This is a genomic window from uncultured Gordonia sp., assembly GCF_937858515.1.
Lineage (GTDB): Bacteria > Actinomycetota > Actinomycetes > Mycobacteriales > Mycobacteriaceae > Gordonia.
Genome location: NZ_CALLZT010000207.1, coordinates 1 through 25713 on the forward strand (window position 1 = coordinate 1; position 25713 = coordinate 25713).

Here is a 25713-nt window from a genome sequence, read left to right on the forward strand (position 1 = left end):
GACCCTGGGCGCCGCCGGCACCGCGACCCTGGGCGCCGCCGGCACCGCGACCCTGGGCGCCGCCGGCACCGCGACCCTGACCACCTGCGCCCGGCTGACGGCCTCGCTGGTCCTGGTTCGGCGCCGCACCGCGATTGCGCGGCCTCGCACCACCCTTGCCGCCTGACCCGGCATCGTCGTTCAGTCGCAGCGACAACCCGATCCGCTGCCGTTCGACGTCCACATCGAGCACCTTCACCCGCACCACCTGTCCGGACCGGACGACGTCGTGCGGGTCGGAGACGAACCTGTCGGACATCGCCGACACATGCACCAGACCGTCCTGGTGCACGCCGATGTCCACGAACGCACCGAAGGCGGCGACGTTGGTGACCACGCCTTCGAGGATCATGCCGGGAGTCAGGTCGGCCACCTTCTCCACGCCGGCGGCGAAGGTCGCGGTGGTGAAGGCAGGGCGGGGGTCGCGGCCGGGCTTCTCCAACTCGCCGAGGATGTCGGTCACGGTCGGCACACCGAATGTGTCGTCGGCGAACTCGGTGGGCTTGAGCCCACGCAGCACGAGTTCGTTGCCGATCAGCTCAGCCAGCGTGATTCCCGAACGATCCAGGATCTTGCGGACCACCGGATACGACTCGGGGTGCACGCCGGATGCGTCGAGCGGATCCTCCCCGTCCCGGATGCGCAGGAAGCCCGCGCATTGCTCGAATGCTTTGGGCCCCAGGCGCGACACCTTCAGCAGCGCCGCACGACTGCGGAACAGGCCATTGCTGTCGCGATGCGACACGATCGATTCGGCCAGCGCCGGGGTGACACCCGAGACCCGGGACAGCAGCGGCACTGACGCGGTGTTGAGATCGACGCCCACCGCGTTGACCGCGTCCTCGACCACCACGTCGAGACTGCGCGCGAGGGTGCCGGGGGTGACATCGTGCTGGTACTGGCCGACACCGATGGATTTCGGTTCGATCTTGACCAGTTCGGCCAGCGGATCCTGCAGACGGCGCGCGATCGACACCGCACCTCTGATGGACACGTCCAGCTCGGGCAGCTCGCGCGAGGCATACTCCGACGCCGAGTACACCGAAGCCCCTGCCTCGCTCACGGTCACCTTGGCCGGTGCCTTATGTCCTGTCGCGGCGATCTCCGCGACGAGTTCGGTTGCGAGCGCATCGGTCTCACGGGAGGCGGTGCCATTGCCGATGGCGATCAGTTCCACCCCGTGCCGGGCGACGAGAGCGGCGAGCGCCGCCTTGGACTGATCCCACTGATTCCGGGGCTGATGTGGGAAGATCGCCCCGGTGTCGACGACCTTGCCCGTTCCGTCGACGACGGCCACCTTTACACCGGTACGGAAGCCGGGGTCAAGACCGAGAGTCGCACGAGCACCGGCCGGCGCGGCGAGCAACAGATCCTTGAGATTGCGCGCAAACACATTGACAGCGTCGTCCTCGGCTCGCTTGCGCAACTGCATACGGGCGTCGATCGATGCCGTGACCATGAGCTTGGTCCGCCAGGCCCACCGCACAGCCTGCGTCAGCCACGGAGTGGCCGCGCCGCCGGCGGCGAGGTCCACGCCGAGCGCATCGGCGATCATCACCTGATATTCGGCGTCCTCACCACCGTCGAGGGTCACCGACAGGATCTCCTCCTTCTCCCCGCGCAGCACGGCCAGCACCCGGTGCGAGGGCGCCTCGGTGAGCGGTTCGGAGAACTCGAAGTAGTCTCGGAACTTTTGTGCGGCAGCACTTTTGGCGACGTCTTCGGAACGCGGCGCGGTGCGGAGCGCACCCTGGCCCCAGAACTTGGTGCGCACCGCACCCACCAGTTCGGCATCCTCGGCGGCACGTTCGACGACGATGTGCCGAGCCCCTTCGAGCGCAGCGGCCGCATCGGCCACCGACTCCCCCACGTATCCGGCGGCAATCTCGGCGGGGTCGATCGTCGGGTCGGCGAGCAAGGCGTCGGCGAGCGGTTCGAGGCCTGCCTCACGGGCGATCTGCGCCTTGGTGCGCCGCTTGGGCTTGTACGGCAGATAGATGTCCTCGAGTCGGGCCTTGGTGTCTGCTGCGTTGAGCGCGGTGGCCAGCTCCGGGGTGAGCTTGCCCTGTTCGGCGATCGAGGAGAAGATCGCGTCGCGGCGGGCATCGAGTTCACGCAGGTAGGTGAGGCGTTCGTCGAGGGCACGCAGCTGGGCGTCGTCGAGGCTGCCGGTCACCTCCTTGCGGTACCGCGCGATGAACGGGACGGTCGAACCCTCGTCGAGCATCGTGACGGTCGCGATGACCTGATGCTCGCCGATCTGCAGTTCCTCGGCGATACGGGCGGTGACGGGTTTGACACCTGGCACTGCGGAAGCCGGCAGGGTGGACGCACTGTTGTCTGTGGCGCTCGAAGTCACCCGCGCCACACTACAGGCGAGCACCTACAGGAGCCGGACCGCCGTCACCGGCCTGCCGGCCTCACAGGTCGTCGATGACCGCCCGGAACTCCGGTGAGTGATAGAACGGCACGAACTGACGTCGCAGGATCCCGTCGAGTAGGCCGCGTTCGTCCAGGTGAGCGATGATCGGCAGGCCGAACCGCATACCTTCCTCCACGAGGTCTTCTCGTTCGACACCCAGATCGGATATCAGATCGACGAGGGAGGTATCACCGTACTTGTCGAAGAAGTGGTCGACGCCCTCACCGAGCAGCGTCCGGAAGTACTCGGTCTCGCGGAACGACTTCCAGAACTCAAATATCACGACCACGAAGTCCTCGACGTCGTCGGCGGTCACCAATTCGCGGAATCGCCCGACCGAGTCGTCGGATCGGTTGCGCCACAACTCATGTGCGGACCCGACCAGAGCGTTGTCCGACTCCTCCCCCGCCGAACGGAGCACGAATGCCGCCCCGGTCCTGGTCAATTTCTCCACCCCGGTTTCGATGGCGGGCAGCACCGGCGTCGCCAGTCGTGCCAGGGCACCGGCGAGCAGCCCCCGCACACCGGCTTCGGAGGCCGAACGGCCCTGCAGCACAGCCGAATCCACCGCATGAGTGACCACTTCGACGCAGACGTCGACGGTGACCGGGCTGTCGATGACCTCGCGCACCACCCGCCGCACCACATCCATGTCACCGATCGCATCCGCGAGTTCGTCGAAGGTCCTGGTGTCGAGCACATCGGTCAGATGCACGGCGTCGTTGACCGGATGCCGGTACAGACGCCCCGCGATCTCGCCGACGAGTTCGGGAATCGACCCTTCCAGTGGCATGTTGACGGCGAACTTGATCGCGGTGTCCTTGATCATCTGCGGGGTGACCACCTCGCCGAGGGTCAGGCCCGAGGCATCGCGCAGTGCGCCGTCGACCTCTTCGGTGACGAAGGTGTGAAAGAGTCCGGGGTCCAGCAGTTGCCGTTTACTGAAAGCGACCTGGGCGTCGATGAGTCGTTCGGCGAGATCGTCCGTCATGGGACCAGAGTGACACACCACGACACCGACTATCACGCGACGACACCGTGGCGTGAATCCTTCGTCTCGACGATCCGCTGCTGCCGTGTCTCGGGGTCCGCCGACGTCACGGTGCCCGCCAGGCCTTCACCGCATCCGGTCGCTCACTTCGGCACCGTTCATCCGGTCATTCGTCACCACCGGCGAGGATCAACTGAATCTCCCCCGCACTCTGCGCCGACCGGAGCCTGGCGACGTCTTCCTTGTTCAGCCACTCCTCCTGACCCGATCGGCAATCGTCTCTACTGGAGAGCCTGGTACACACCGCCGTCGACGGGTAGAGCGACGCCGGTGATGTACCGCGCCTGATCCGAACAGAGGAATGCCGCCGCAGCGCCGAAGTCCTCGGGCCGCCCGAGTGCGCGGCTGGGTATCTGCGCGATCTCGTCATCGAGACCGTCGCCGTACACGCCGCGCACGCGACCGGTCTCGTGCAGACCTGGCTGAATCGAATTGACGGTGATGCCGTCGGCGGCGATCTCCCGGGCGAGGGTTTTGAGAAATCCGGTGGCTCCTGCGCGTGCGGTGTTCGACAGGATCAGGTTGGCGATGGGCTGGCGCACCGAGATCGACGTGATGGCAACGATTCTCCCCCAGCCACCGCGCCGCATGTGCGGTACCGCAGCCCCGCACATGCGAACGACACTGAGCAAGTTGAGTTCCAGTGCCTTGGGATAATCGTCCATCGCCACTGTGGCGAATGTCCCCGCCGGCGGCCCGGGGGCGTTGGTGACGAGGATGTCCAGACCCGACATCGCCCCGGCCGCCTCGGTAACGAACCGTTCCCCTTCCCGCGGGTCGGCGAGATCGGCGATCACCCATCGCGTGCCACCGCCCAGCCGGTCCGCTGCTTGCTCGGCCCGCGCGGCGTCATGCCCGCAGATCGTCACCTGCGCTCCCTCCGCGACGAGGGCCTGTGCGGTCGCGTATCCCAGGCCGCTGGTGGCCGATGCGACGGCCGCCTTACGGCCGGTCAATCCCAGATCCATCGCGTCTGTCTCCCGGTATCCGATCGGAACTCTATAGTCGTTATGACAATAACGTCTTAGGAGTCCTGATGTGCCAGCACCGCGAACTTCCCCCAGTCGTCATCGCCTCCGGCGGGATCGTGCACGACTTTCCGGCATCGTCGGCCGAACTGGCAGCGATCCTGACCGAATGCGGATTCCCGCACGTCACCGTCACCGAGGACGTCGACGGCCTGTTCGCCGACCTGCCCATCGACCCCGAACCACCACTCGTCGTGCTGAACATGCTGCGCTTCCGGATGGAACTCGAACGCTACGCACACTTGCGCGAGCAGTGGGCGCTCTCGCTGAGAACGGACGCGAAAGCCGGCCTTGCCGAACACATCCGAAGTGGCGGCGGACTACTGGCAATGCACGGCGCCGCGATCTGCTTCGACGATTGGCCGGAGTGGAAGGACCTCCTCGGCGGGCAGTGGCTATGGGACCGGTCGTGCCATCCGCCGTTTGGCCCGATATCGGTGACCGTCAGCACGAACGCCTCGCCGATCGTTGCCGGCGTTTCCGATTTCGACCTCAACGACGAGGCCTACGGCTTTCTCGATCTCGCCGACGACGTCGAAGGGCTGGCGTTCTCCACGCACAGCGGCAGCAGCCATCCACTGTTGTGGACCCGGCATGTCGGCCGCGGCCGCGTCGCCTACGACGCGCTCGGCCACGATGTGGCGTCGCTGCGCGTGCCCGAGCACCGCACGATCGTCTCCCGGGCCGCACTGTGGGCCGCCGGCGCAGACTCATCATTGCCTTCCTGACTGATAGGCGTTACCGTACTAACGTCGCTGAATATGACGTACCTCACAGTGGGTCCGCCGTCGATTTCCTTCCGAGCTCAGGAGCACACGATGATCAGTTCACAGACCCGCCTCTTCATCGACGGGCAATGGGTGGCGCCGCAGTCGTCGCAGACGATCCCGGTCATCAGCCCGGTCACCGAGGAAGAGTTCGCGACCATCCCCGACGGCGGCACCGCCGACGTCGACGCCGCGGTCGCCGCCGCACGCAGGGCGTTCGACTCAGGTCCGTGGCCGCGGATGTCGCACCGCGAGCGGGCCGACATACTCGGACGCGTCGCCGACGAACTCGACAAGCGCACCGACGAGATGGCCGACGCCATGGTCGCCGAGATGGGTTCGCCGATCACCCAGGCCAAGTTCGGGCAGGTGCCGGTCACCTCGGAATTGCTGCGCTACTACGCGGAGAACGTCGACTCCTACGAGTGGGAGGTGCGCCGGCCCACGTACAACGCCATGAACGAGGGCTTCGACGTGATGGTTCAGCAGGCACCGTACGGCGTGGTCGGCGCCATTCCGCCATGGAACGGGCCGCAGATCTGCGGAATGATGAAGTACGCCCCAGCACTGCTGGCCGGCTGCACGATAGTGGTCAAGCCGTCCCCGGAGGCGAGCCTCAATTACGTCGGCTTCGCCGAGGCCTTCGAGGCCGCCGGCATTCCGAGCGGCGTGTTCAACGTGGTCACCGGAGGCGTGGAGACCAGCAAGTATCTGGTGTCGCACCCCGATGTCGACAAGGTCGCGTTCACCGGCAGCGTCGAGGTGGGCCGGTCGATCGGCGAGGCATGTGCCACGCTGATGCGTCCGGTCACCCTGGAACTCGGCGGCAAGTCCGCCGCCATCATCCGCGACGACGCCGACCTCGACAACGCGATCGAGCGTCTCCTCGGCCAGATGTTCTTCGTCTCCGGTCAGGCCTGCAACGCCCCGAGCCGGATTCTCGCCTCGGCCAACCGGTACGAGGAAGTTGTCGACGCCTTCGTCGCCGCCGTCGACAAGCTGCCCCTCGGCCTGCCTACCGACCCCGAAACGGTCGTCGGCCCCATGGCCAACGAGGCCCAGAAGAAGCGCGTGCAGCGCTACGTCGAGATCGGCAAGGAAGAGGGCGCCAAGGTCGCACTCGGTGGCGGTGTCCCCGAAGGCTTCGACAAGGGCTGGTTCGTCGACAAGACCGTGTTCCGGGACGTCGACAACTCGATGCGGATCGCGCAGGAGGAGATCTTCGGTCCCGTGCTGTGCATCATCAAGTACGAGGACGACGACGACGCGCTGCGCATCGCCAACGATTCCTCCCTCGGCCTGGCCGGCAGCGTCTGGACCGCCGACGTCCAGAAGGGCTACGAGATGGCCGGCGCACTGCGTTCGGGCGCCCTCGGCGTCAACAATCACGGCTTCGACCCCGCCACTCCCCTTGCAGGCCGCAAGAATTCGGGCATCGGCTGCGAACGCGGCCTCGAAGCGGTCTACGACTACGTCACCCCGCGCGCCATCCTCGTGCCATCGGAGGCCGAGGTCTCAGCGCCCTACATCATCTGATCGACAGATGCGTGAAGTGGCCCTTGCCGATCGAAAAGGCAGGGGCCACTTGGCTGTTTCACAGCCTGAGCAAACGCGCCGCGTTGTTGGTGGTCGTGGTGCGCAAGTCGCCCAGAGCGTCGACTTCGGTGGCGCCGTCGGCATCCCAGCCGGCGAAGTTGGTTCCGAAGACGAGGCGGTCGGTGCCGACGGTGTCGATCAGCAACTGCAACGAACCGGCGCTGTGCACGTGGGTATCCAGCCAGAGGCGCCGTAGGTATGGCTCGATTCCGTTGTCCACCAGGAACTCCGGAACCCAGGCGCGCGGTTTGGAAACAGCTCGGGCAAAGCGGCCGGCGACGAATGCCAGCGTTCCGCCGCCGTGAGACAGGCAGACATCGAGCTCTGGATGACGTTCCAGGACTCCCCCGAATATCAGCGCTCCTACCGCAAGGGTCTCGTCGTAGGAGAAGCCCAGCAGCAGGTCGAGGTCGAAGCGACGCAGCCGCGCATCGTCGGGCGGACCCGCCTGCCCGACCGGTGACGGGTGGATGAACACCGGTACGTCGAGTTCGACCGCGGCGCTGTAGAAGTCATCGAGGTCAGGGGCGTCCAGCGTGCGATCCGCGATGTCGGTGTCGATGTACGCCGCCACCAAACCCAGCTCACGAACGGACCGTTCCAATTCGGCGATCGCCGCCGGAACGTCCTGCATCGGCAATTGAGCCGCGCCGACGAGACGCCCAGGGAACCTCGCGGCGGTCGCCGCGATCGCGTCATTGTGGGCACGCGTGTAGTCGGTGGCCGTGGCAGCATCAAGGCGCGTGAAGTAGGTGATCGGGTTGGGTGAGATCATTTGCAGCCCGATACCTGCCGCGTCCATCGCAGCCACCCGCACATCGGCATCCATGAAGGCGGAGCCTTCGTAGCGAACCCCGTCCAGGATGTACTCGCCGACACGGAAGAACGGGCTCCCGTCATCGCGGTACCCGATCTCCGGCCCGGCCGCACCCGCACACCCGAGACTCATCGGCAACACCGCGTGAGCGTGGACATCGATGACCTCGGGTATCGGAAAGCCGAAGCGCCGCCCGCTCATCCGGCGAAACCGTTCTCGCGGATGATCCCGGCCACCGGAAAACCTACGGCTATTGTGTAGTGCGTCACACGTCGGTAGTCTACTAACGACGCTAGTCGATCTCAAGGCCACCACATCGGCACGCCTGTCGACAGCCTCGGGCCGGACACCGTGTGCGTTCGTCACAATCGAGCACCACCCACACGCGGCCCACGTGAATCAGGAGGATTTCATGGACCGCGTCAAAGGCAAAGTCGCCTTCATCTCCGGCATCGCCCGGGGCCAGGGACGTTCACACGCACTCGCCCTCGCCAAAGAAGGCGCCGACATCATCGGCTTCGACCTCTGCGACGACATCGAGCACGTCGGATACCCGCTGGCACGGGAGTCCGATCTCGCCGAAACCATCCGTCTGGTCGAAGAAGCGGGCGGCCGGATCGTCGCCGCCCGAGCCGACTCACGCGACTTCGACGCGGTCGACGAGGTGCTTCGACAGGGACTCGACAAGTTCGGGCGAGTCGATATCGCCGTCCCCAACGCCGGCGTCGTCAGCTACAACCCGATCTGGGAATGGTCAGCCGAGCAATTCCGGAACGTGCTCGACACCAACCTGGTCGGCGTGTGGCATGTGGTGAAGGCAGTCATGCCCCACATCATTGCGGCCGGAAACGGCGGCTCACTCATCTTCACCGGATCGGTGGCAAGCCTGAAAGGCTGCCCCAACACCGGCGCGTACGAGATCAGCAAGCACGGCGTCGTCGGACTCATGCGGCTGGTGGCGATGGAAGGCGCACCGCACAACATCCGCTCGAACATCATCTGCCCCACCAATGTCCGGACGGGGATGATCGACAACGCCCAAACCATCGGGCTTTTCGTCCCCGACAACCCGAACGCGACACTCGACGATGCCGCGCCCGCCTTCGCCACGATGAACATGCTGCCCGTCCCCTGGATCTCCGCCCAGGACATCAGCAACGGCGTGGTGTTCCTGGCCAGCGACGAAGCGCGCTACATCACCAGCGTCGTGCTACCGATCGACGCCGGCTCCTCCGACACCATCTCCATGGGCGGATGAGCACGGACATGCCCACCGCAATCTTTCCCCCGACACCACCAAGGCAGGAATCATGACCACCGCATCCATTGACATCGACGCACCGCATCTCGACGCGGTCTACCTCGGCGGGACATGGGTGAAACCCTTGGCCGGCGCGACGGTGGACGTGGTCATGCCGTCCACCGGGCGCATAGTGGCGACCGCGGCAGATCCAGGCATCGACGAGGCCGACGCCGCAGTAGCTGCCGCGCGCCGGGCGTTCGATGAAGGTCCGTGGCCACGGATGAGCGTCGACGAACGGATCGCTGTATGCACCCGCTTCGCCGAGCAACTCGAATCCCGGATGGACCAGCTGAACCGGTTGTGGGCCATCGAATCCGGATTCCCCGTCAGCCACGGTGAGATGATCAACACCGGTGCCGCGTCGGTGATCTGGCGCGCCGCCCTGGACAACGCGCCGAAGGTTCCGTGGCGGGAGGAACGCATCAGCGGCGGATCCGAGGTGGTGATCAAACACGACCCCATCGGAGTGGTGCTGGCGATCCTCACCTACAACGGACCGGTCCCCGAGATCGGTATGAAGATCATCCCCGGGCTCTTGGCGGGATGCGTTTTCATCGCCAAGGCCGCGCCCGACTCGCAGCTGACGGCACGCGTGATCGCCGAATGCGCCGAAGCGGCCGGTTTCCCGGACGGCGTCGTGAACATCATGGCGGTCGGCTTGGACGCCAGTCGACACCTGGTCAGCCATCCAGGCGTGGACATGGTGCACATGACCGGCGGGGTGAGCGTCGGAGTCGACGTGGTCACGCAGACAGCGCCGCGCCTGGCCCGCACGGTGCTCGAACTCGGCGGCAAGTCGCCCGCGATCATTCTCGACGACGCGGACCTCGACGAAGTGCTCCCCACGCTCGTCCCGGCCGCGATCGGAGGCGTGGGCCAGATCTGTGTGGCGTTGAGCCGCATCCTGATTCCGCGATCCCGGTACGAGGAGATCGTCGGCCGGCTCGCTGCCGAATTCGCCGCGTACAAGGTCGGGGATCCACTCGATCCGACGACCGTCCTCGGTCCGCTCGGCAATGAACGCGCGCTGGTGCGCGTCGAATCGATGCTCGAACGCGCACTCTCCGACGGCGCGAAAGTCGTCGCCGGCGGACGCAGACCACCCGAGTTCAACGGCGAGGGGTTCTATTTCGAGCCGACACTCCTGCGCGATGTCGACCCGGACAGCTACATCGCCCAGGAGGAGGTGTTCGGGCCAATCATCGTCGCCATCGCCTACGACGACGTCGAGGATGCGATCGCGATCGCCAACAACTCCCGGTTCGGGCTGGCGGCGTCGGTGTACTCGGCCGATGCGGCCACCGCTTTCGCGGTCGCCGAGCGCTTGCAGGTCGGAAATGTGGCGGTCAACCTGGCCGGCGTGTGCCTGACCGAACCATTCGGCGGCATCAAGCAGTCCGGTTGGGGCCGTGAGGGCGGCATCGAGGGGATCCTTGAGTTCACCCAGATCAAGCAGTTGCTGCTCAGTGGCGCGAGCCAGGCCAATCGCGAACGCTGAGAATCAGCGTCTCCCCGGACGTGGTGACGCCGTGCCTGTGCGTCCGGCGGCACCACGACCGGCCCCTGCGGTGGACCTTTGTCCTGGTAAACGAGTGGTTCCCCTATGCTTGACGTGCTCGTCGGCAGCAACGGCGAGCCTGGCACAACGGGAGGTCACACCTTGGCGCTGACAGCTATCGTTGAGCGGCTACAGCACCTCGGCATGTCGGGGTATGAGGCGAAAGCGTATGTTGCGCTGGTTGCTTCAGGCGTTCCCATCAATGGATACGAAGTTGCCAAGAAGTCCGGGGTGCCGCGAAGCACCGTCTACGAGACGCTCGGCAAACTCGTCGCCCGCGGTGCCGCTTTCGAGGTGAAGGCGTCGGGCGACGGCAGCGCCGTCGAATATCTGCCCTTGCCGCCCCGTGTACTGGTGAGCAGGCTCTCGAAGGAGTACGAGGAGTCCATCGCCGAGCTCGAACGAATACTCCCGACGGTCACCGCCACTCCCCAGGTCCGACTCATCCACGACCTCGGCGACAAGACCGCCCTGCTCGACTGCGCCCGGGACGTCGTCAACGGTTCCAAACATGAGCTCTTCATTTCCGCATGGGGCTCGGAATGGGATGAGCTCACCGATCCGCTCCTCACTGCGGACCGCCGGTCGGTGGACATTTCCGCGCTCACGTTCGGGGAGGTCGGTACCAAGGTGGGCCATTGCTACCGGCACACACGCTCCACACCCGAGGTGTCGTTGGCCAACCTCGGTTGCCGGATGTTCACCGTGGTCGGCGACCGCGAGGAGGCCGTGGTCGGTGGTTTGACCGACATCAACGCCTGGGGTGTCTACACCGACAATCCGGCGGTCGTACTGCTCGCGATCGAATACATCCGTCACGACATCGCTATCCAGTTAATGGGCGAGCACTTCGACGCCGCCGAAGTCGACAGGTTCTGGAAGTCCGACCCCGACCTCGAACGTCTGCGTTCCGATCACGGTATCGCCGCCGAACTGATGCGTGCCGCACACAACGGCAACCGGCCCGCCGCCGGCAGTGCCCCGCGGATCAGCAGGCGCGGATCCGGTCGCTGATCGCCCGAGGCCCGCCGACATATCTCCGAGCAGCATCCCGGTATTCGAGACGCATGTCACATACGTCGTGTAGCTTATAACTACTACGAGCAAACGGAGGCGACTCATGCGCGATGTGAAGGATTCCACGGTTCTGATCACCGGTGGTGGTTCCGGGATCGGCGCGGGAGTGGCCCGCCTGTTCACCTCGCTCGGTGCGTCGGTCGTCATCGCCGGCCGACGTGAGGACAAGATCAATGCGGTCGCCGACGAACTGGGCGACCGTTGCCTGGCGGTCCGTTCCGATGTCACCGACGGCGAAGATCGCCGGAATCTGGTGGCGCGCACGCTGACCCACGGCGGCGGGCGAATCGACACGCTGGTCAACGCCGCCGGAAACATGTACCGCAGCAACCTGTCCGACATCGATGACCGGCAGGTGCTCGACCTGTTCGACGCCAATGTCGTCGGTCCGGTGATGCTTTCCCGCGAGGCCCTGCCGGCCCTGCGTGACTCCCGCGGATCGATCGTCTTCTTCGGGTCGGTGCATACGCAGCGCGCCTTCCCGGGCGCTTCGCCGTACGCCGCCACCAAGGGCGCACTCGAAACCCTCACCGGGGTACTCGCAGCCGAACTCGGTCCAAGTGGAGTGCGGGTCAACTGTATTCGCCCGGGAGGGGTGTACACCGAGATCAACGAACGGGCAGGCCTGGGCACCGGCGACGAGGCGAAGGCCCGGCTGAACGACCTGGCTGCGGCGCACGCGCTCGGCCGCATCGGCACCACCGAGGAAGTCGCCGAATCCGTTGTTCACCTGGCCACCGCCGACTGGATCACCGGGACGGTCCTGACCGTCGACGGCGGGCTCGCGCTCGGCGTGACCAACGCCTGAGGTGACCAACGCCTGACCCAGGGTCCGGCACAGCCACCGGGCCAACACTTTTCGAGTCTGGAGGAATCCCATGACCGCAACAATCCTGATCGAGGGCGGCACCGTCATCGACGGAATCGGTGACACCCCACGATCCAACGAGAGCGTGCTGATCAGCGACGGCACGATCACCGCCGTCGGTGCCCACGCCGATGCCCTCGCCCACGGCAGGCCGGACATCGAACGCATTGCCGCACAAGACAAGACCGTCATGCCCGGCCTGATCGACGCGCATACGCACCTGTCGTTCGGCGAACCCACCGGCAACGACGAGTTGTTCTTCCATCGCACCGAGGCATTCAGCGCGATGCTGTCGGCCCGCAACGCGCGCAAGGTCCTGCGCGCGGGTGTGACCAGCGTGCTCGACGCCGACTGCTTGTGGAACATCGGCGTGGAACTGCGCGACGCGATCGAGGCGAACGTCGTCGAGGGGCCGCGCATGGCAGCCGGCGGCAACGCGCTGATGACGATGCTCGGCGGCACTGCGGGCCGGTTGATCGCCGACGAGGGCCGCACCGGGTACGCCACCGTCGTACACAACCTCGAAGGGATCTCCCAGGAGGTGCGCCGCCAGGTCAAGTACGGCGTCGACTGGATCAAGGTGATGGTCACCGGACTGATCCCGTCGGTCAAAGGTCCCGAGGTCAAGGTGTGGAACAAGACCGAGATGCAGACGGTCGTCGACGCGGCGCATGACCTCAGCACACCGGTGGTGGGTCATTGCCGGAACTCGTTGAGCACCAAGGAGGCCGCCGAGGCGGGTATGGACCTGATCTATCATGCCTCCTACATGGACGATGACGCACTGGAAGCGGTGATCTCCCACGGGACCGCGCTCTGCCCCACGTTCACCCTGTTGGGCAACCTGTACGACTACGGCGAACGTGTCGGGACCAACCCGGACCTGCTCAATGTGTTCAAGGCCGAACTGGAGGTCACCGGGCGCGCCATCGGCAAGGCGAAAGACGCCGGTGTCCGCGTGATCGCCGGTTCCGAAACCGGATTCGCCATCACCCCGATCGGTGAATGGCATGCCCGCGAATTGGAGATGCTCGTCGAGTACGCCGGATTCACCCCGATGGAGGCCATCAAGGCCGCAACGTCGGAAGCCGCTTGGGTGATGAAGATGGATGGGAAACTCGGTGCGGTGGCCCCCGGCTACGCCGCCGATGTGATTGTGGTGGATGGTGATCCGTTGCGCGACATCAAGGTGCTGGCCCGCCACGGAGCGATCACCGAAGTGATCAAGGCCGGCAAACGTATCGACATCAGCACCCCGATCCCCGAGCGCACAGCCCGGCCCGGCGAGAAGGTCGCCTTTCTGGCCACCTGCCCGCTCACCCGGTCGTTCGCCCTCGAAGACACCGCGTTGCCCACCAATGGTGTGCTGTCCGAACAGGAATTGGCGGATCTCGCGAAAGCCTGAGCGCAACGGGCGGATCTGCACTGCCGGGTGCGAATCAATCGACGAGTGTGTCGATGAGCGGCTGTACCCGGAAAGGCAGCGGCGTCGTGAGTGCGAGCGTTGTATTCGAGTGCGCCACACCGTGGATCGACACGACTTTCTGAATGAGATCTTGCAGTCCGTCGTGGGTGCGCGCGGCCGCCTGCACCAACAGGTCTTCGCGGCCGGTGGTCGCATGCACTTCAAGTACTTCCGGTATGGCGGCCAGGCTGGCAACGACGTGATCGAGCTGCCCCTGCTCCAATTCCAGTGCGAGGAAGGCACGCACAGACACCCCGAGCGGCGCGAGGTTGAGACGCGGCGCGAAACCGTCGAGCACACCGGCGGTTTCGAGTCGTTTGAGCCGCGCCGCGACCGTGTTTCGTGCCACCGACAGTTGTTGTGCCAGTTCCATGACTCCGGCCCGCGCATTGCGCGACAGGAGTTCGAGAAGCCGGACGTCGAGATGGTCGAGTGTGATCATTGTGGTGCACTGCCTGTCGGTAATTCGGAAATGATTGATCAGAATGCTCAGTCACAGCCAAAGCTGTTGACCGCCAGTTCATATGAGCTCAGTCTAACGGTACATAGTGATCACTTTCCGACTGATTCGTGTGACGAATTGAGGCACTTGGATGACAGCCCTCCAGACAAACCTAACCGCCCGGCCCGCGGACCTGAACGACAGATACCGGACAGATGGCGGACCGGTGCTGATCACCGGAGTACAGGCGATCGCGCGTTTGCTCGTCGAACAGCATGAGCGCGACCGCCGAGATGGCCGGCGGGTCGCGGCGTTCGTGTCCGGGTATCAGGGCAGCCCCCTGGCCGGACTGGACCGGCTGCTGGCCGGCCTGCCCGAGTTGACCTCCGGGCACGACGTGCGGCTGGTACCCGGCATGAACGAGGAACTGGCCGCAACGTCGGTGTGGGGCAGCCAGATCGGTCTCCCCGGCGAAACCCGTTCTCACGACGGCGTGTTGGGCGTCTGGTACGGCAAAGGCCCCGGCCTCGACAGGGCCGCCGATGCGATCCGGCACGCGAACATGTACGGCGCCGACCCCTCCGGCGGCGTTCTTGCCCTCGTCGGCGACGACCCTGCCGCCAAATCGTCGAGCCTGCCGTGCGCCAGCGAACGCTCACTGGCCGCGTTGTCAATGCCGGTGTTCTTCCCGCGCAACGCGACCGAGGTGGTCACGTTCGGTCTGCACGCCGTCGCCCTGTCGCGGGCATCGGGATGCTGGTCGTCTATGAAGGTCACCGCCGATGTCGCCGACGGCCTCTGGACGCTCTCGGACGACTTCGCCGGCCTGGAGATCAGGGTTCCACAGATCGAATGGGAAGGGCGTCCGTGGACGTATCGGCAGCGGCTGCTGCTGGCACCTCCCGATAGCCTGCTCGCCGAGGCCGACCTGTACGGACCGCGCTGGGCGATGGTGACCGCGTTCGCAGACGCCAACGAGGTCGACCGCATCGAGGTGCCGACCCGCGAGGCGTGGCTCGGGATCGTCGCCGTGGGTGCCGCCTACGACACGGTGTGCGATGCGCTCGGGCAACTCGGCGTGGGACCGGACCGTCTCGCCGCCGCCGGAATCCGGATCTTGCGCATCGGCATGCCGTATCCGCTGGGAGTGCGAAGAATCCGGGAGCTCGCGGACGGCGTCGAACAGGTGCTGGTGGTCGAGGACAAGACCGAGTTCGTCGAGACGCAGGTTCGTGACATCCTCTACCGGTCACCCCATCGCCCACAGATCCTCGGCAAACGCGACGGGTGTGATCAGCCGTTGATCCCCGCCGGCGGCCAATTGACGTCCGAACGGCTGCTCGCACCCCTGCGTCGGGTACTCGCTGATCGGATCGATCGCGCGCCCGTCGCACCGAAGCAACTGCCGATCACCGCGCTCAGCGCGAGCCGCACCGCATACTTCTGTTCCGGCTGCCCGCACAACCGGTCGACGGCGGTGCCCGACGGTTCGCTCGCCGCCGGTGGCATCGGCTGCCACACCCTGGTGACCATGTCGGGCCGGTCCGACTCGCAGGTCACCGGGCTGACGCAGATGGGCGGCGAGGGCGCCCAGTGGATCGGGCAGTCCGCCTTCACGGATGTGCCGCACATCTTCCAGAACGTCGGCGACGGGACGTTCTTCCATTCCGGGCAACTTGCAGTGCAGGCGTGTGTGGCGGCCGGGGTCAACATCACCTACAAGATCCTCTACAACGAGGTCGTGGCGATGACGGGAGCGCAGGACGCCGAGGCGGCACTGCCCATCGAGAAGCTGACCCACAAACTGACGGCCGAAGGCGTCCGCAAGATCATCATCTGCGCCGACGACCCCGAACGGCATCGACGCTCGGCGATGGCGCCCGGCGTGGAACTCTGGCACCGCGATCGTCTCGACGAGGCGCAGCGCGTGCTGCGCACCATCGACGGCGTCACCGTCCTGATCTACGACCAGCATTGCGCCGCCGACGCACGCAGGCAACGCAAGCGAGGCACGCTGCCCGCGCGCCGCACGCGGGTGCTGATCAACGAGGCGGTGTGCGAAGGCTGCGGGGACTGCGGCATCAAGAGCAACTGCCTGTCGGTGCAGCCGGTGGACACCGAGTTCGGTCGCAAGACCCGCATCGACCAATCGTCCTGCAACACCGACTATTCCTGTCTCGACGGGGACTGCCCGTCGTTCGTGACGGTGGAGATTCCCGACGGCGCGGCGCGGCACCGGCCACCTGTTCTGGCGCCACCGCGGGTCGACGACCCTGTCCTGCCGGTGGTGTCCATGACGCACAACATCTTTCTCGCCGGTATCGGCGGCACCGGCATCGTCACGGTCAACCAGATACTCGGGATGGCGGCCCTGCGCGCGGGTTTCCACGTCGACGGGCTCGACCAGACCGGGCTGAGCCAGAAGGCGGGACCGGTGACCTCGCATCTGCGGGTCAGCAACTCCGCGCGGGTGCCCGTCTCCAATCACGTCGCTCCCGGCACCGCCGACTGTGTTCTGGCGTTCGACCTGCTCACCGCCGCGGACGGCAAGAATACGACGATCGGCGGGGCGGACCGGACGATCACGGTGGCCTCCACGAGCAAGACCCCTACCGGTGACATGGTCTACGACGCGACCGTTGCCTATCCCGGCACCGAATCGTTGCTGGCGCGCCTGACACCGCACACACGATCGCTGGTGCATTTCGACGCGTTGGCCGCAGCCGGACGACTCTTCGGCGACACCGCCTGCGCGAATCTGCTGTTGGTCGGCGCCGCCTACCAAAGCGGCGCACTCCCCTTCGGCGCCAGGCATATTCGTGACGCGATCGACCTCAACGGTGTGGCGGTGGAGGCGAACAAGACGGCATTCGAATGGGGCCGAGTCGCGGTGGCCGATCCCACGGCTTTCGCCGCACACACCGGTGACGCCCGGCCACCGCAGCGCAGTGACACGGTAGTACCACACCATCTGTTCGCCGGCAGCACGATGACAGGATTGACCCGCGAACTCACCGAACGCCGGGCCGCCGGGCTGGTCGCCTTCCAGGGCGAGCGGCTGGCCTCTGCCTATGTGTCTGCCATCCAGCGGGTGTGGGACGCCGAGCCCATGGTCGGGCGCCACACGCTGAGCGAGACGGTGGCGCGCAACCTGCACAAGCTCATGGCGTACAAGGACGAGTACGAGGTGGCCCGGATGCTCACCGACCCCGCCTTCGTGGCATCGGTCGAACGGGAGGTGCCCGGCGCGCACAATCTCACCTACCGTCTGCACCCGCCTGCACTGCGTGCGCTGGGCCGTAGCACCAAGGTCGGCTTCTCGCCCCGCTCACATGGCCTCTTGCGGCTGCTTGCCCGCGGCCGGAAGCTGCGCGGCACCCCGCTGGACCCGTTCGGCCACACCCGGATGCGCCGTCTCGAACGGCGCCTGGCCGACCACTACCTCGGCACCGTCACCGGGCTCGCCGACACGCTCACCAGCCAGAACTACGATCACGCGGTCACGATCGCGGCAACGCCCGAGCTGATCAAGGGATACGAAGATATCAAGCTTCGTTCGGTGGGTGCGTATATGTCGGCGCTCACCGAGTTGGGCGTGGATACCGCTGGTCTGGAAGCATGATGACCGGCGGTCACCCGCTCTCCCTGGCTGCGGCGACAATCCTGGATGCCGATCATTTCACCGCGGTCGAGGTAGCCGGTACTGCGGGCTTCGATGCGCTAGGATTGCGTTGGGACCTCGATGCCGACCGCGGCATCGCACCACCGCGGCTACGGCGGGCAATCGACGACACGGGGCTGCGGCTACTCGATCTCGAGGTGATCCGGTTGTCTCCGGACATTCCCCTCGACAACCACCGGCGCCTGATCGATATCGCCGAGCAGTTACGTCCGGAGTGGCTACTGACGGTCAGTCATCATCGCGACCCGGGACGTACCTGCGACGAACTGTTGCTGCTCGCGGACCTGATCGAGCCGTTCGGGTGCTCGATCTCGCTGGAGTTCATGGCGTTCACCGAGATCAGGACGCTCGCTGACGCGCTGGGTATCGCCGCGTCGGTCCGGGCGGACGGCGCGCACAACATCGCCGTTCTGGTCGACGCCCTGCATCTGGACCGGTCGGGCGGTTCACCCACGGACCTGCGCACGACGGCCGCCACCGAATTGTCGTACCTGCAGATCTGCGACGCTGACTCGAACCTCGTACCGCCACATGATGATCCGGAGGCACTGGCATTCGAGGCCCGCCATGGCCGCCGATTTCCCGGCGACGGGACCCTGCCGTTGGCGGAGCTGATCGCACAGGTCCCGGCGATGATGCCCATCAGCGTGGAAGTCCAGTCCCGTGAGTGGACGTCGGCACCCGAACTGACGCGCGCACGGCGTGCGATGTCGTCGGCCCGCAGAGTTCTCGCGTAGCCGGTCACACTGTTCCCTGACGACGTTAGTATTACACCGACTAAGAATCTAGGGAAGGTTGCGCGACATGGCATGGGCAGTGGTGACAGGGGCGGGTTCAGGACTCGGTGCGGCGATCGCGCGACACGCGGCGAAGGCAGGCTACCGGGTGGCCGTCTGGGATCTCGACGGCGATGCGGCCGAGGCCGTCGCGTCCGGGATCGGCGAGGGCGCCGTGGCACACCAGGTCGACGTCACCTCGGGCGAGTCGCTGGACGCGGCCTTCGCGGCCCTACCCGAGGCGCCGTCACTGCTGGTGAACAATGCGGGCATCGTCCGCTTCGGTCCACTATTGGAACTGCCGGAGGCGGACTGGCGGTCGGTAGTGGACGTCAACCTCACCGGCACCTTCCTCACCTCGCGGGTGGCGGCGGCTCTCATGATCGCCGCCGGCGGCGGTGTGATCGTGAATATCTCGTCAGTGAACGGGATTTCGGCGGCCCCCAATGCCGGCGCGTACACCAGCACAAAGGGTGCGATCAATACGCTGACCGAGCAGATGGCGCTTGAGTGGGGGCCTCGCGGGGTGCGGGTCAACGCCGTCGCTCCCGGCCTGATCGACGCGGGCATGTCCGAGGCCATCTACGCCGATCCGCAAGTCCGCGAGTTACGCCGGAGCAGGGTCCCGCTGGGCACACTCGGCTCGGCCGAGGACGTCACCGGGGCAGTGCTGTTCCTGGCGTCGGAGGCCGCGAGGTACATCAACGGCCAGGTACTCGTCGTCGACGGCGGCCTGACCAAGTCGGCGATGCTCGGGTTGGCCCGCCCCCAGTCGGTGGATTCGGTGGGGCCGGACGGAAATTCCTGATTCCCACCAATCCTCACCATTTAGGCGCTAGTCTCATAACTACTATCGGCGCCGATGGGGACGCCGGAGTCTTTCCGACAAAGGAGTCCGTCACATGTCCGCACAGTTGCGGGGCCTCGAAGGCCTCAACGTGTTCATCACCGGCGCCGCCAAGGGGCAGGGATTCAACCACGCCAAGGCCTTCGCCGACGCCGGCGCCAACGTGGCGCTGCTCGACATCACCGAGCCCATCGAGAACGTCTACGAACTCGCCGACCAGGAGATGCTCGACACCGCCGTGAAAGAAGTCGAAAGCCGCGGCGTCAAAGCACTGGCCCTGCCGTGCGATCTACGTGATGAGGCCCAGGTCAAGGCGTCGGTCGACAAAGCCCTGGAATTCTTTGACGGCCGCATCGACGTCATCGTGAACAACGCCGGGGTGGCCGCGCTCGACACCATCCAGGACATGCGCAGCGATGTCCTGGACGCCGTCATCGACACCGTTCTCAAGGGCCACATGTACGTGGTGAAGTACCTGGTGCCGAACATGATCGAGCGTCGATCGGGAAAGATCATCAACATCACCTCCGGTGTCACCGGCGCCGGGACGTCGAATCTGTCGCACTATGTCGCCGCCAAGTACGCGCTCAACGGGCTGATCGCCGCGTGGGCGTTCGAGCTCGGCGAATTCGACATCAACGTGAACGGCATCGCGCCGGCCACCATCAGGCCCGGCCTCGGACAGGGCTCGGGCATGGTCGTGGGCCTGGCGAAGCAACTCGGCATGGACATGGACGAGGCGTACGAGAAGTTCTCCTCGGAGACCAATATGCCGGGCACCAAGTGGCGCGCCGAAATGCAGGACATCACCGATGCGGTCCTGTTCCTGGCATCGGACAACGCCAATATGATCACCGGCGTCCTACTGCCGGTGGACTGCGGGCAGGCCGCCCGCTGACCGACTCGGGCGCGGAGTCCGGCAGCCCTGATCAGTAGCGGTATTGTCACTGGACGTGGCAATCAGTAGCGCTGACCGGATCGTGGCCGAACTCCGCACCTGGATCAGCGGCGCGTCGCCGGGCACGCAACTGCCGTCGAGCCGGACGCTCGCGGCCCGGTACGGTGCGAGCCCGGTGACGGTCCAGAAGGCGCTGCACACCTTGGCCGGAATGGGGCTGGTAGAGGCACGGCCCGGCGCGGGCACGTTCGTCCGGCGGCAGTCAGCACGCCTGCGGCAACCCGACTATGGCTGGCAGACAACCACTCTGGGTGCACCAGCCGACCGCATACCGACGATCTCGACACCGTTGCGCGACATACCCGCCGACGCCATCGGCCTGCATTCGGGGTATCCCGCCCGCGAACTCCTCCCCGAACGTGCGGTGCGATCAGCATTGGTCAGGGCCTCCCGGGGGGAGTCGGCGTTGCGGCGGGCGCCGACCGCCGGAATCGCGGACCTGCGATCCTGGTTCGCGGCCGAGCTCGCGGATACCGCACTATCCGGGGTGACTCCCGCAACGGAACGCGATGTAGTCATCGTGCCGGGGAGCCAGAGCGGACTGTGTGCGATCCTGCGGGCACTCGTGGGCGCCGGACGGCCCGTCGTGATGGAGTCCCCGACGTACTGGGGAGCGATGACCGCCGCCGCACAGGCGGGCGCGACGGTCGTCCCGATCGCATCCGGTCCCGGCGGACCCGATCCCGACGATCTGGCGCGAGCCCTCGACCTGTCCGGGGCGACGGTCTTCTACGCCCAGCCCAATTTCGCCAATCCGACCGGCGCTCAATGGTCTGCGGAGATTCGGCAGGGTGTCCTCGATGTGATCGGCGCCCGGGGAGCGTTCCTCATCGAGGACGACTGGGCCCACGACTTCGGGATCGACGCGCCGTCGGTTCCGCTCGCATCGGGCGACGATTCGGGTCATGTCGTCTATCTTCGGTCGCTGACCAAAAGTGTGTCGCCCGCGCTGCGGGTGGCGGCGATCATCGCCCGCGGTCCGGTGCGTGAGCGCATCGCCACTTATCACAGTGCGGACGCGATGTATGTGAGTCCCGTTCTCCAGGAGGCCGCGCTCGAGGTCGTGTTGTCGCCGGCCTGGCGCACGCATCGCCGCTTCCTGTCCGACGCCTTGCGCTCCCGCCGCGATCTGCTCCTGGACAGTTTGACCGAGCAGGCCCCGGAACTGACCGTCGAGCGCCCACCGCGAGGCGGGCTCAACGTGTGGGCGCGGCTCCCCCATGCCCTCGACGCCGGCGAACTCGTCCGTGACTGCGAACGGGCCGGGGTTATCATCGCCGCCGGCGACGAGTGGTTTCCTTCCGAGCCGCCGGGCCCGTTCGTCCGCCTCAATTTCGCCGCTCCCGATCCCGCACGCCTGTCCGCCGCGACTCAGGTCATCGGGGATGCGGTGGATACTCTGTTGCGACAACGATCTCGGTAACTGCTATCGTAAGTAGTGAACCTAGACAGTAGCGCTACTACCAATTCGCCGACGGTGTTACCGTCGGCTCCCGCACTCCGATCATGCGGGGGCGGACTCCGGTGGGGTTTCGTCGGGGTCGCCGGCTTCTCCCTCACCGTGCCGCTGACCCGCATCGCCGTCCAGGATCACGCGATGTCGCCGGTGTTCGTCGGCGCCGGACGTGCGGTGCTCGCCGCGGTGCTGGCGGCTCTCGTGCTCACGGCAACACGCACCCCCGTCCCTTCGCCGGCGCAGTGGCGCCGCATCGCCGTGGTCGCGGCCGGCGTGGTGCTCGGTTTCCCGATGATGACGACGTACGCGCTGTCGACGGCGTCGGCGAGCCACGGCGCGGTGATGATCGCACTGCTGCCCGCGGCCACTGCACTGGTCGCGGTCGCGCGCGCCCGTGAACATCCGCCGCGACGTTTCTGGGTCACCGCAGCGCTGGGCGCGCTGGCGACGGTGAGCTTCGGGCTGATCCACGGCGGTTCCGGAACCATCCGGGCATCGGACCTTCTCCTTCTCGGCGCCGTCGCCGCCGCCGCGGTCGGGTACGCCGAGGGTGGTCTACTCGCCAAGGAGATCGGTGCATGGCAGACGATTTCGTGGGCGCTCGTTTTCGCCTCGCCCATCATGACCGCTCTGACTGTGTGGTCCGTCGCCGGTCAGCCACCCTCGGCGTCTGCGACGCAATGGGCGTCGTTCCTGTATCTGGGCGCGGTCAGTATGTTTCTGGCCTTCTTCGCCTGGTACCACGGACTGGCGATCGGGCCGATCACGCGCGTCAGCCAGATCCAACTCACCCAACCGGTTCTGAGTATCGCGTGGGCCGCGCTGCTGCTTCACGAAACACTCACTTGGACAACTATTCTCGGCGGAGCCGTGGTCGTCGGTTGCGCACTGGCGGCGGTACGCTCCCGCTCATCGCACCCATCATCACCGTCGTCGTTCGCCGCTTTTCCACGGACGCCGCGCCGATGACGCCTGTCAGGTCGGCATCACCTTGTCGAGTTCGCCTGCGACATCGATGACACACGCCCGACGGATCTCCGGCGTCCTGACCTGCTGTGCGACGTGCTTGGCGATGACCCGTTTGATCTCGTCGTCGACCTGGGCCACGAACCGGACCATCTCGGCCCTCGCCCCGTGTGAGGCCACGCCGACCTGCACGTCACGCGGCCGGGGCGTGTCGACGTCGATATGGATGGACAGCGGTTCGACCGCCCGCACCGTGAGGTCGAGCGGAACCACGCCCGTCACGTCGTAACGGAGCCTGTCGACCCGCAGGTCGACCACCAGGTTGATAGACAGCGGCAGTCGGACCTTGAAGGTGATCAACTCGTTGACATAGCGGGTGATCACCGGTCGGCCCATCGACACATTGGCCTGCACCTTGACCATGCCACCTGGGCCGGTGGCCAGCGGACCGATCTCGAAGTCTTCTCCTGCCAGCGGTGTGAACGCCGCGCCGATACGGTTCTCGGTCACCGCGATCTCGAAAAAGCGTCGCCCGAACTTCTCGTAGGACAACTGCTCCGGCGTCTGCTCACCACTAGGCTTCTGCCCACCGCGGGGCGTCTGCTCACCATCGGGCTTCTGTTCATCGTTAGGCATCGCGACGTACGTTACCGGAGTCCTTCCGGCAAACACGTGACAACTGCGCATCGTCGCGCCTCCGGACGACCATTCCGGTGTACGGTCTGGTCAGCTATCCTCGACAAGCCACAGCGAGGCCTGCGGCTCCAGACCATGCCCGCTGATGGGGGGATCACTTGTCCGCTACCGATACCCAGGACGTCACCGACAACGGTCCCGGCACTCCACCGACGCCCGACTCCACGCCGTCCTCGTCGCGGTTGCGCGGACTCCTGGCCCGGCTCGAGTTCACCGGCGTCATCCTCGCGGTGATCTTCGCCTGGCTGTCGGCCACGCCGTCACTGCTCCCGCGCGGCCCCCTCTTCCAGGGCGTTGTGACCGGAGGATCCGCGGCGATCGGTTACCTCCTCGGAGTGTTCGCGGCGTGGATCGTGCGCTACCTACTCTCCCGCGAGACCAGGTGGCCATCGCCCGGTCCCCGGGTCTGGGCCGTCACCGGCATCGTCGCGATTGTCGGCACCGTGATCATGGTCATCTTCTGGTACTCGGACTGGCAGCACGACATCCGGGAGCTGATGGGGGTGGAGCAACTCAGCTGGTGGGCATATCCGACGATCATCGTCGTCGCGGTCGTGGTCTTCGTGATCCTGATGGCGCTCGGGCGCGGCTGGGCGGCATTGATCCGCTGGATCGGCGCGGGCAGTCGGCGCATCATGCCGCCCCGGGTCGCGCGGGTCGTCGCCGCGAGCATCGTCGTCCTGGTCACCGTCTTCCTGGTCAACGGTGTGATCGTCGACTACTCCATGCGGGCGCTCAACTCCGCGTTCGCCGCGGCCAACGGCGAGACCCACGCGGACACGAATCCGACCACATCACAGCTGCGCTCAGGAGGTCCCGGATCGCTGGTCAGCTGGGATTCGCTGGGCCGGCAGGGCCGCACCTTCATCGGTACCGGCCCCACCACCGAACAACTGGCCGCCTTCAACAAGGCACCGGCCGTCGAACCCATCAGGGTGTTCACGGGCCTCGACTCCGCCGACGACGTGTACGACCGTGCCGAACTGGCAGCCCGTGAACTCGAACGTACCGGCGGCCTCAAGCGCAAGGTGGTGGCCATCGGGTCGACCACCGGCAGCGGCTGGATCAACCGGTCGGCCGTCGACTCCATCGAGTACATGTTCAACGGCGACACCGCCACCGTGAGCATGCAGTATTCGTTCCTGCCGAGCTGGTTGTCGTTCCTGGCCGACCAGGACAGGGCACGCAAAGCGGGTCTGGCCCTGTTCGAGGCTGTCGACGAGCGCATCCGTGCGATGCCGCTCAATGAACGGCCCAAGGTCGTGGTGTTCGGTGAAAGCCTCGGATCGTTCGCAGGCGAATCGGCGTTCGGCACCATCCCGTCAATCACGGCACGTACCAACGGCGCACTGTTCGTCGGCCCCACATTCAGCAACACCGTGTGGAACGACGCCACCGCGAACCGCGACGACGGAAGCCCGCAGTGGCTGCCGATCTTCAATAACGGCGCCAAAGTCCGGTTCGTCGCCGACCCCTCCGATCTGAAGCGTCCCGACGCACCGTGGGACAAGGACCGGGTGGTCTACCTACAGCACGCTTCTGACCCGATCACCTGGTGGTCACCGCGGCTCTTGCTCAACAAGCCGGACTGGCTCACGGAAAAGCGCGGCCGCGACGTCCTGCCGTCCACCCGCTGGATCCCATTCGTCACGTTCCTTCAGGTGTCGGCAGACATGGCCGTGTCCACCAACGTCCCCGACGGACACGGCCACACCTTCCTCGCCGCCGTCCCCTACGCATGGGCCCAGATCCTGCAACCGCCCGGCTGGACCGACGAGAAGACAGCCGCACTCGTCCCGCTTCTCACCCGCAGCTGACGCCCCTAGGGCGCACCGATCGCCGCATGCCGGATCAGTCGGTCCACAGGATACCGGCTCTGGTACTTTGACGTCCTCCACT

At 66.1% G+C, this 25713-nt stretch carries 20 protein-coding genes; 14 read left to right on the plus strand and 6 right to left on the minus strand.

Going from position 1 to position 25713, the window contains the following annotated elements:
• The 3 genes from Q0627_RS19825 to Q0627_RS19835 form a co-directional block, all read right to left on the minus strand.
• A partial coding sequence (locus Q0627_RS19825) for a Tex family protein (RefSeq protein ID WP_298812172.1) occupies positions 1–2362 on the minus strand: 2362 nt, incomplete at its 3' end.
• 97 nt (positions 2363–2459) lie between these two features.
• Positions 2460–3452 carry a hypothetical protein gene (locus tag Q0627_RS19830; RefSeq protein ID WP_298812109.1) on the minus strand — a complete coding sequence of 331 codons (993 nt, stop codon included), beginning with the start codon at positions 3450–3452 and terminating at the stop codon, positions 2460–2462.
• Between the two features lie 281 nt (positions 3453–3733).
• Positions 3734–4480, minus strand: coding sequence for an SDR family oxidoreductase (locus tag Q0627_RS19835; protein WP_291011059.1), 747 nt, complete (start codon positions 4478–4480; stop codon positions 3734–3736).
• Between the two features lie 68 nt (positions 4481–4548).
• On the opposite strand from Q0627_RS19835, the gene Q0627_RS19840 reads away from it, so the two are divergent.
• Positions 4549–5268 carry a ThuA domain-containing protein gene (locus tag Q0627_RS19840; RefSeq protein WP_298812110.1) on the plus strand — a complete coding sequence of 240 codons (720 nt, stop codon included), beginning with the start codon at positions 4549–4551 and terminating at the stop codon, positions 5266–5268.
• A 90-nt stretch (positions 5269–5358) separates the two neighbouring features.
• A complete protein-coding gene (locus tag Q0627_RS19845) occupies positions 5359–6843 on the plus strand; it encodes an aldehyde dehydrogenase (protein ID WP_298812111.1) in 1485 nt (494 codons plus the stop codon).
• A 58-nt stretch (positions 6844–6901) separates the two neighbouring features.
• On the opposite strand, the gene Q0627_RS19850 is transcribed toward Q0627_RS19845, so the two are convergent.
• Entirely contained in the window at positions 6902–7921 is a 1020-nt protein-coding gene (locus tag Q0627_RS19850) for an amidohydrolase family protein (RefSeq protein WP_298812112.1), read from the minus strand.
• 211 nt (positions 7922–8132) lie between these two features.
• Between Q0627_RS19850 and Q0627_RS19855 the strand changes: the two genes are divergently transcribed.
• The 5 genes from Q0627_RS19855 (at position 8133) to Q0627_RS19875 (ending at position 13931) form a co-directional block, all read left to right on the plus strand.
• Positions 8133–8978: a mycofactocin-coupled SDR family oxidoreductase gene (locus tag Q0627_RS19855; protein WP_291011607.1), complete on the plus strand. Its 846-nt coding sequence runs from the start codon at positions 8133–8135 to the stop codon at positions 8976–8978.
• A gap of 52 nt (positions 8979–9030) precedes the next feature.
• Positions 9031–10521 (plus strand): aldehyde dehydrogenase family protein, encoded by a 1491-nt coding sequence (locus tag Q0627_RS19860; RefSeq protein WP_298812114.1) that lies wholly within the window; start codon positions 9031–9033, stop codon positions 10519–10521.
• Positions 10522–10683: 162 nt separating this feature from the next.
• Positions 10684–11595, plus strand: a complete 912-nt coding sequence (locus Q0627_RS19865; RefSeq protein ID WP_291011120.1) for a TrmB family transcriptional regulator — start codon at positions 10684–10686, stop codon at positions 11593–11595.
• Between the two features lie 106 nt (positions 11596–11701).
• Positions 11702–12466, plus strand: a complete 765-nt coding sequence (locus Q0627_RS19870; protein ID WP_298812117.1) for an SDR family NAD(P)-dependent oxidoreductase — start codon at positions 11702–11704, stop codon at positions 12464–12466.
• Positions 12467–12536: 70 nt separating this feature from the next.
• Complete coding sequence (locus tag Q0627_RS19875) at positions 12537–13931, plus strand: amidohydrolase family protein (RefSeq protein WP_298812119.1); 1395 nt, start codon at positions 12537–12539, stop codon at positions 13929–13931.
• Positions 13932–13965: 34 nt separating this feature from the next.
• On the opposite strand, the gene Q0627_RS19880 is transcribed toward Q0627_RS19875, so the two are convergent.
• Positions 13966–14433 (minus strand): Lrp/AsnC family transcriptional regulator, encoded by a 468-nt coding sequence (locus Q0627_RS19880; protein WP_298812122.1) that lies wholly within the window; start codon positions 14431–14433, stop codon positions 13966–13968.
• A 151-nt stretch (positions 14434–14584) separates the two neighbouring features.
• Here Q0627_RS19880 and Q0627_RS19885 point away from each other — a divergent pair, with 151 nt between their 5' ends.
• The 6 genes from Q0627_RS19885 to Q0627_RS19910 all read left to right on the plus strand — a co-directional run bounded on the left by Q0627_RS19885 (position 14585) and on the right by Q0627_RS19910 (position 23121).
• A complete protein-coding gene (locus Q0627_RS19885) occupies positions 14585–18055 on the plus strand; it encodes an indolepyruvate ferredoxin oxidoreductase family protein (protein ID WP_298812124.1) in 3471 nt (1156 codons plus the stop codon).
• Positions 18055–18852 (plus strand): sugar phosphate isomerase/epimerase, encoded by a 798-nt coding sequence (locus Q0627_RS19890; protein ID WP_291014496.1) that lies wholly within the window; start codon positions 18055–18057, stop codon positions 18850–18852. Before Q0627_RS19885 ends, Q0627_RS19890 begins: the two co-directional genes overlap by 1 nt.
• 67 nt (positions 18853–18919) lie before the next feature.
• Positions 18920–19699 carry an SDR family NAD(P)-dependent oxidoreductase gene (locus tag Q0627_RS19895; RefSeq protein WP_298812130.1) on the plus strand — a complete coding sequence of 260 codons (780 nt, stop codon included), beginning with the start codon at positions 18920–18922 and terminating at the stop codon, positions 19697–19699.
• A 94-nt stretch (positions 19700–19793) separates the two neighbouring features.
• On the plus strand, positions 19794–20636 hold the full coding sequence (locus tag Q0627_RS19900) for an SDR family NAD(P)-dependent oxidoreductase (protein WP_291014500.1): 843 nt from the start codon (positions 19794–19796) through the stop codon (positions 20634–20636).
• 55 nt (positions 20637–20691) lie between these two features.
• Positions 20692–22119 (plus strand): PLP-dependent aminotransferase family protein, encoded by a 1428-nt coding sequence (locus Q0627_RS19905; protein WP_298812133.1) that lies wholly within the window; start codon positions 20692–20694, stop codon positions 22117–22119.
• A gap of 54 nt (positions 22120–22173) precedes the next feature.
• A complete protein-coding gene (locus Q0627_RS19910; protein ID WP_291014510.1) occupies positions 22174–23121 on the plus strand; it encodes a DMT family transporter in 948 nt (315 codons plus the stop codon).
• 6 nt (positions 23122–23127) lie between these two features.
• Here Q0627_RS19910 and Q0627_RS19915 read toward each other — a convergent pair whose 3' ends face one another.
• Positions 23128–23670 carry a hypothetical protein gene (locus tag Q0627_RS19915; RefSeq protein WP_291014513.1) on the minus strand — a complete coding sequence of 181 codons (543 nt, stop codon included), beginning with the start codon at positions 23668–23670 and terminating at the stop codon, positions 23128–23130.
• Between the two features lie 242 nt (positions 23671–23912).
• Here Q0627_RS19915 and Q0627_RS19920 point away from each other — a divergent pair, with 242 nt between their 5' ends.
• Positions 23913–25631 (plus strand): alpha/beta-hydrolase family protein, encoded by a 1719-nt coding sequence (locus Q0627_RS19920; protein WP_298812136.1) that lies wholly within the window; start codon positions 23913–23915, stop codon positions 25629–25631.
• The last annotated feature ends 82 nt before the right edge of the window (positions 25632–25713 follow it).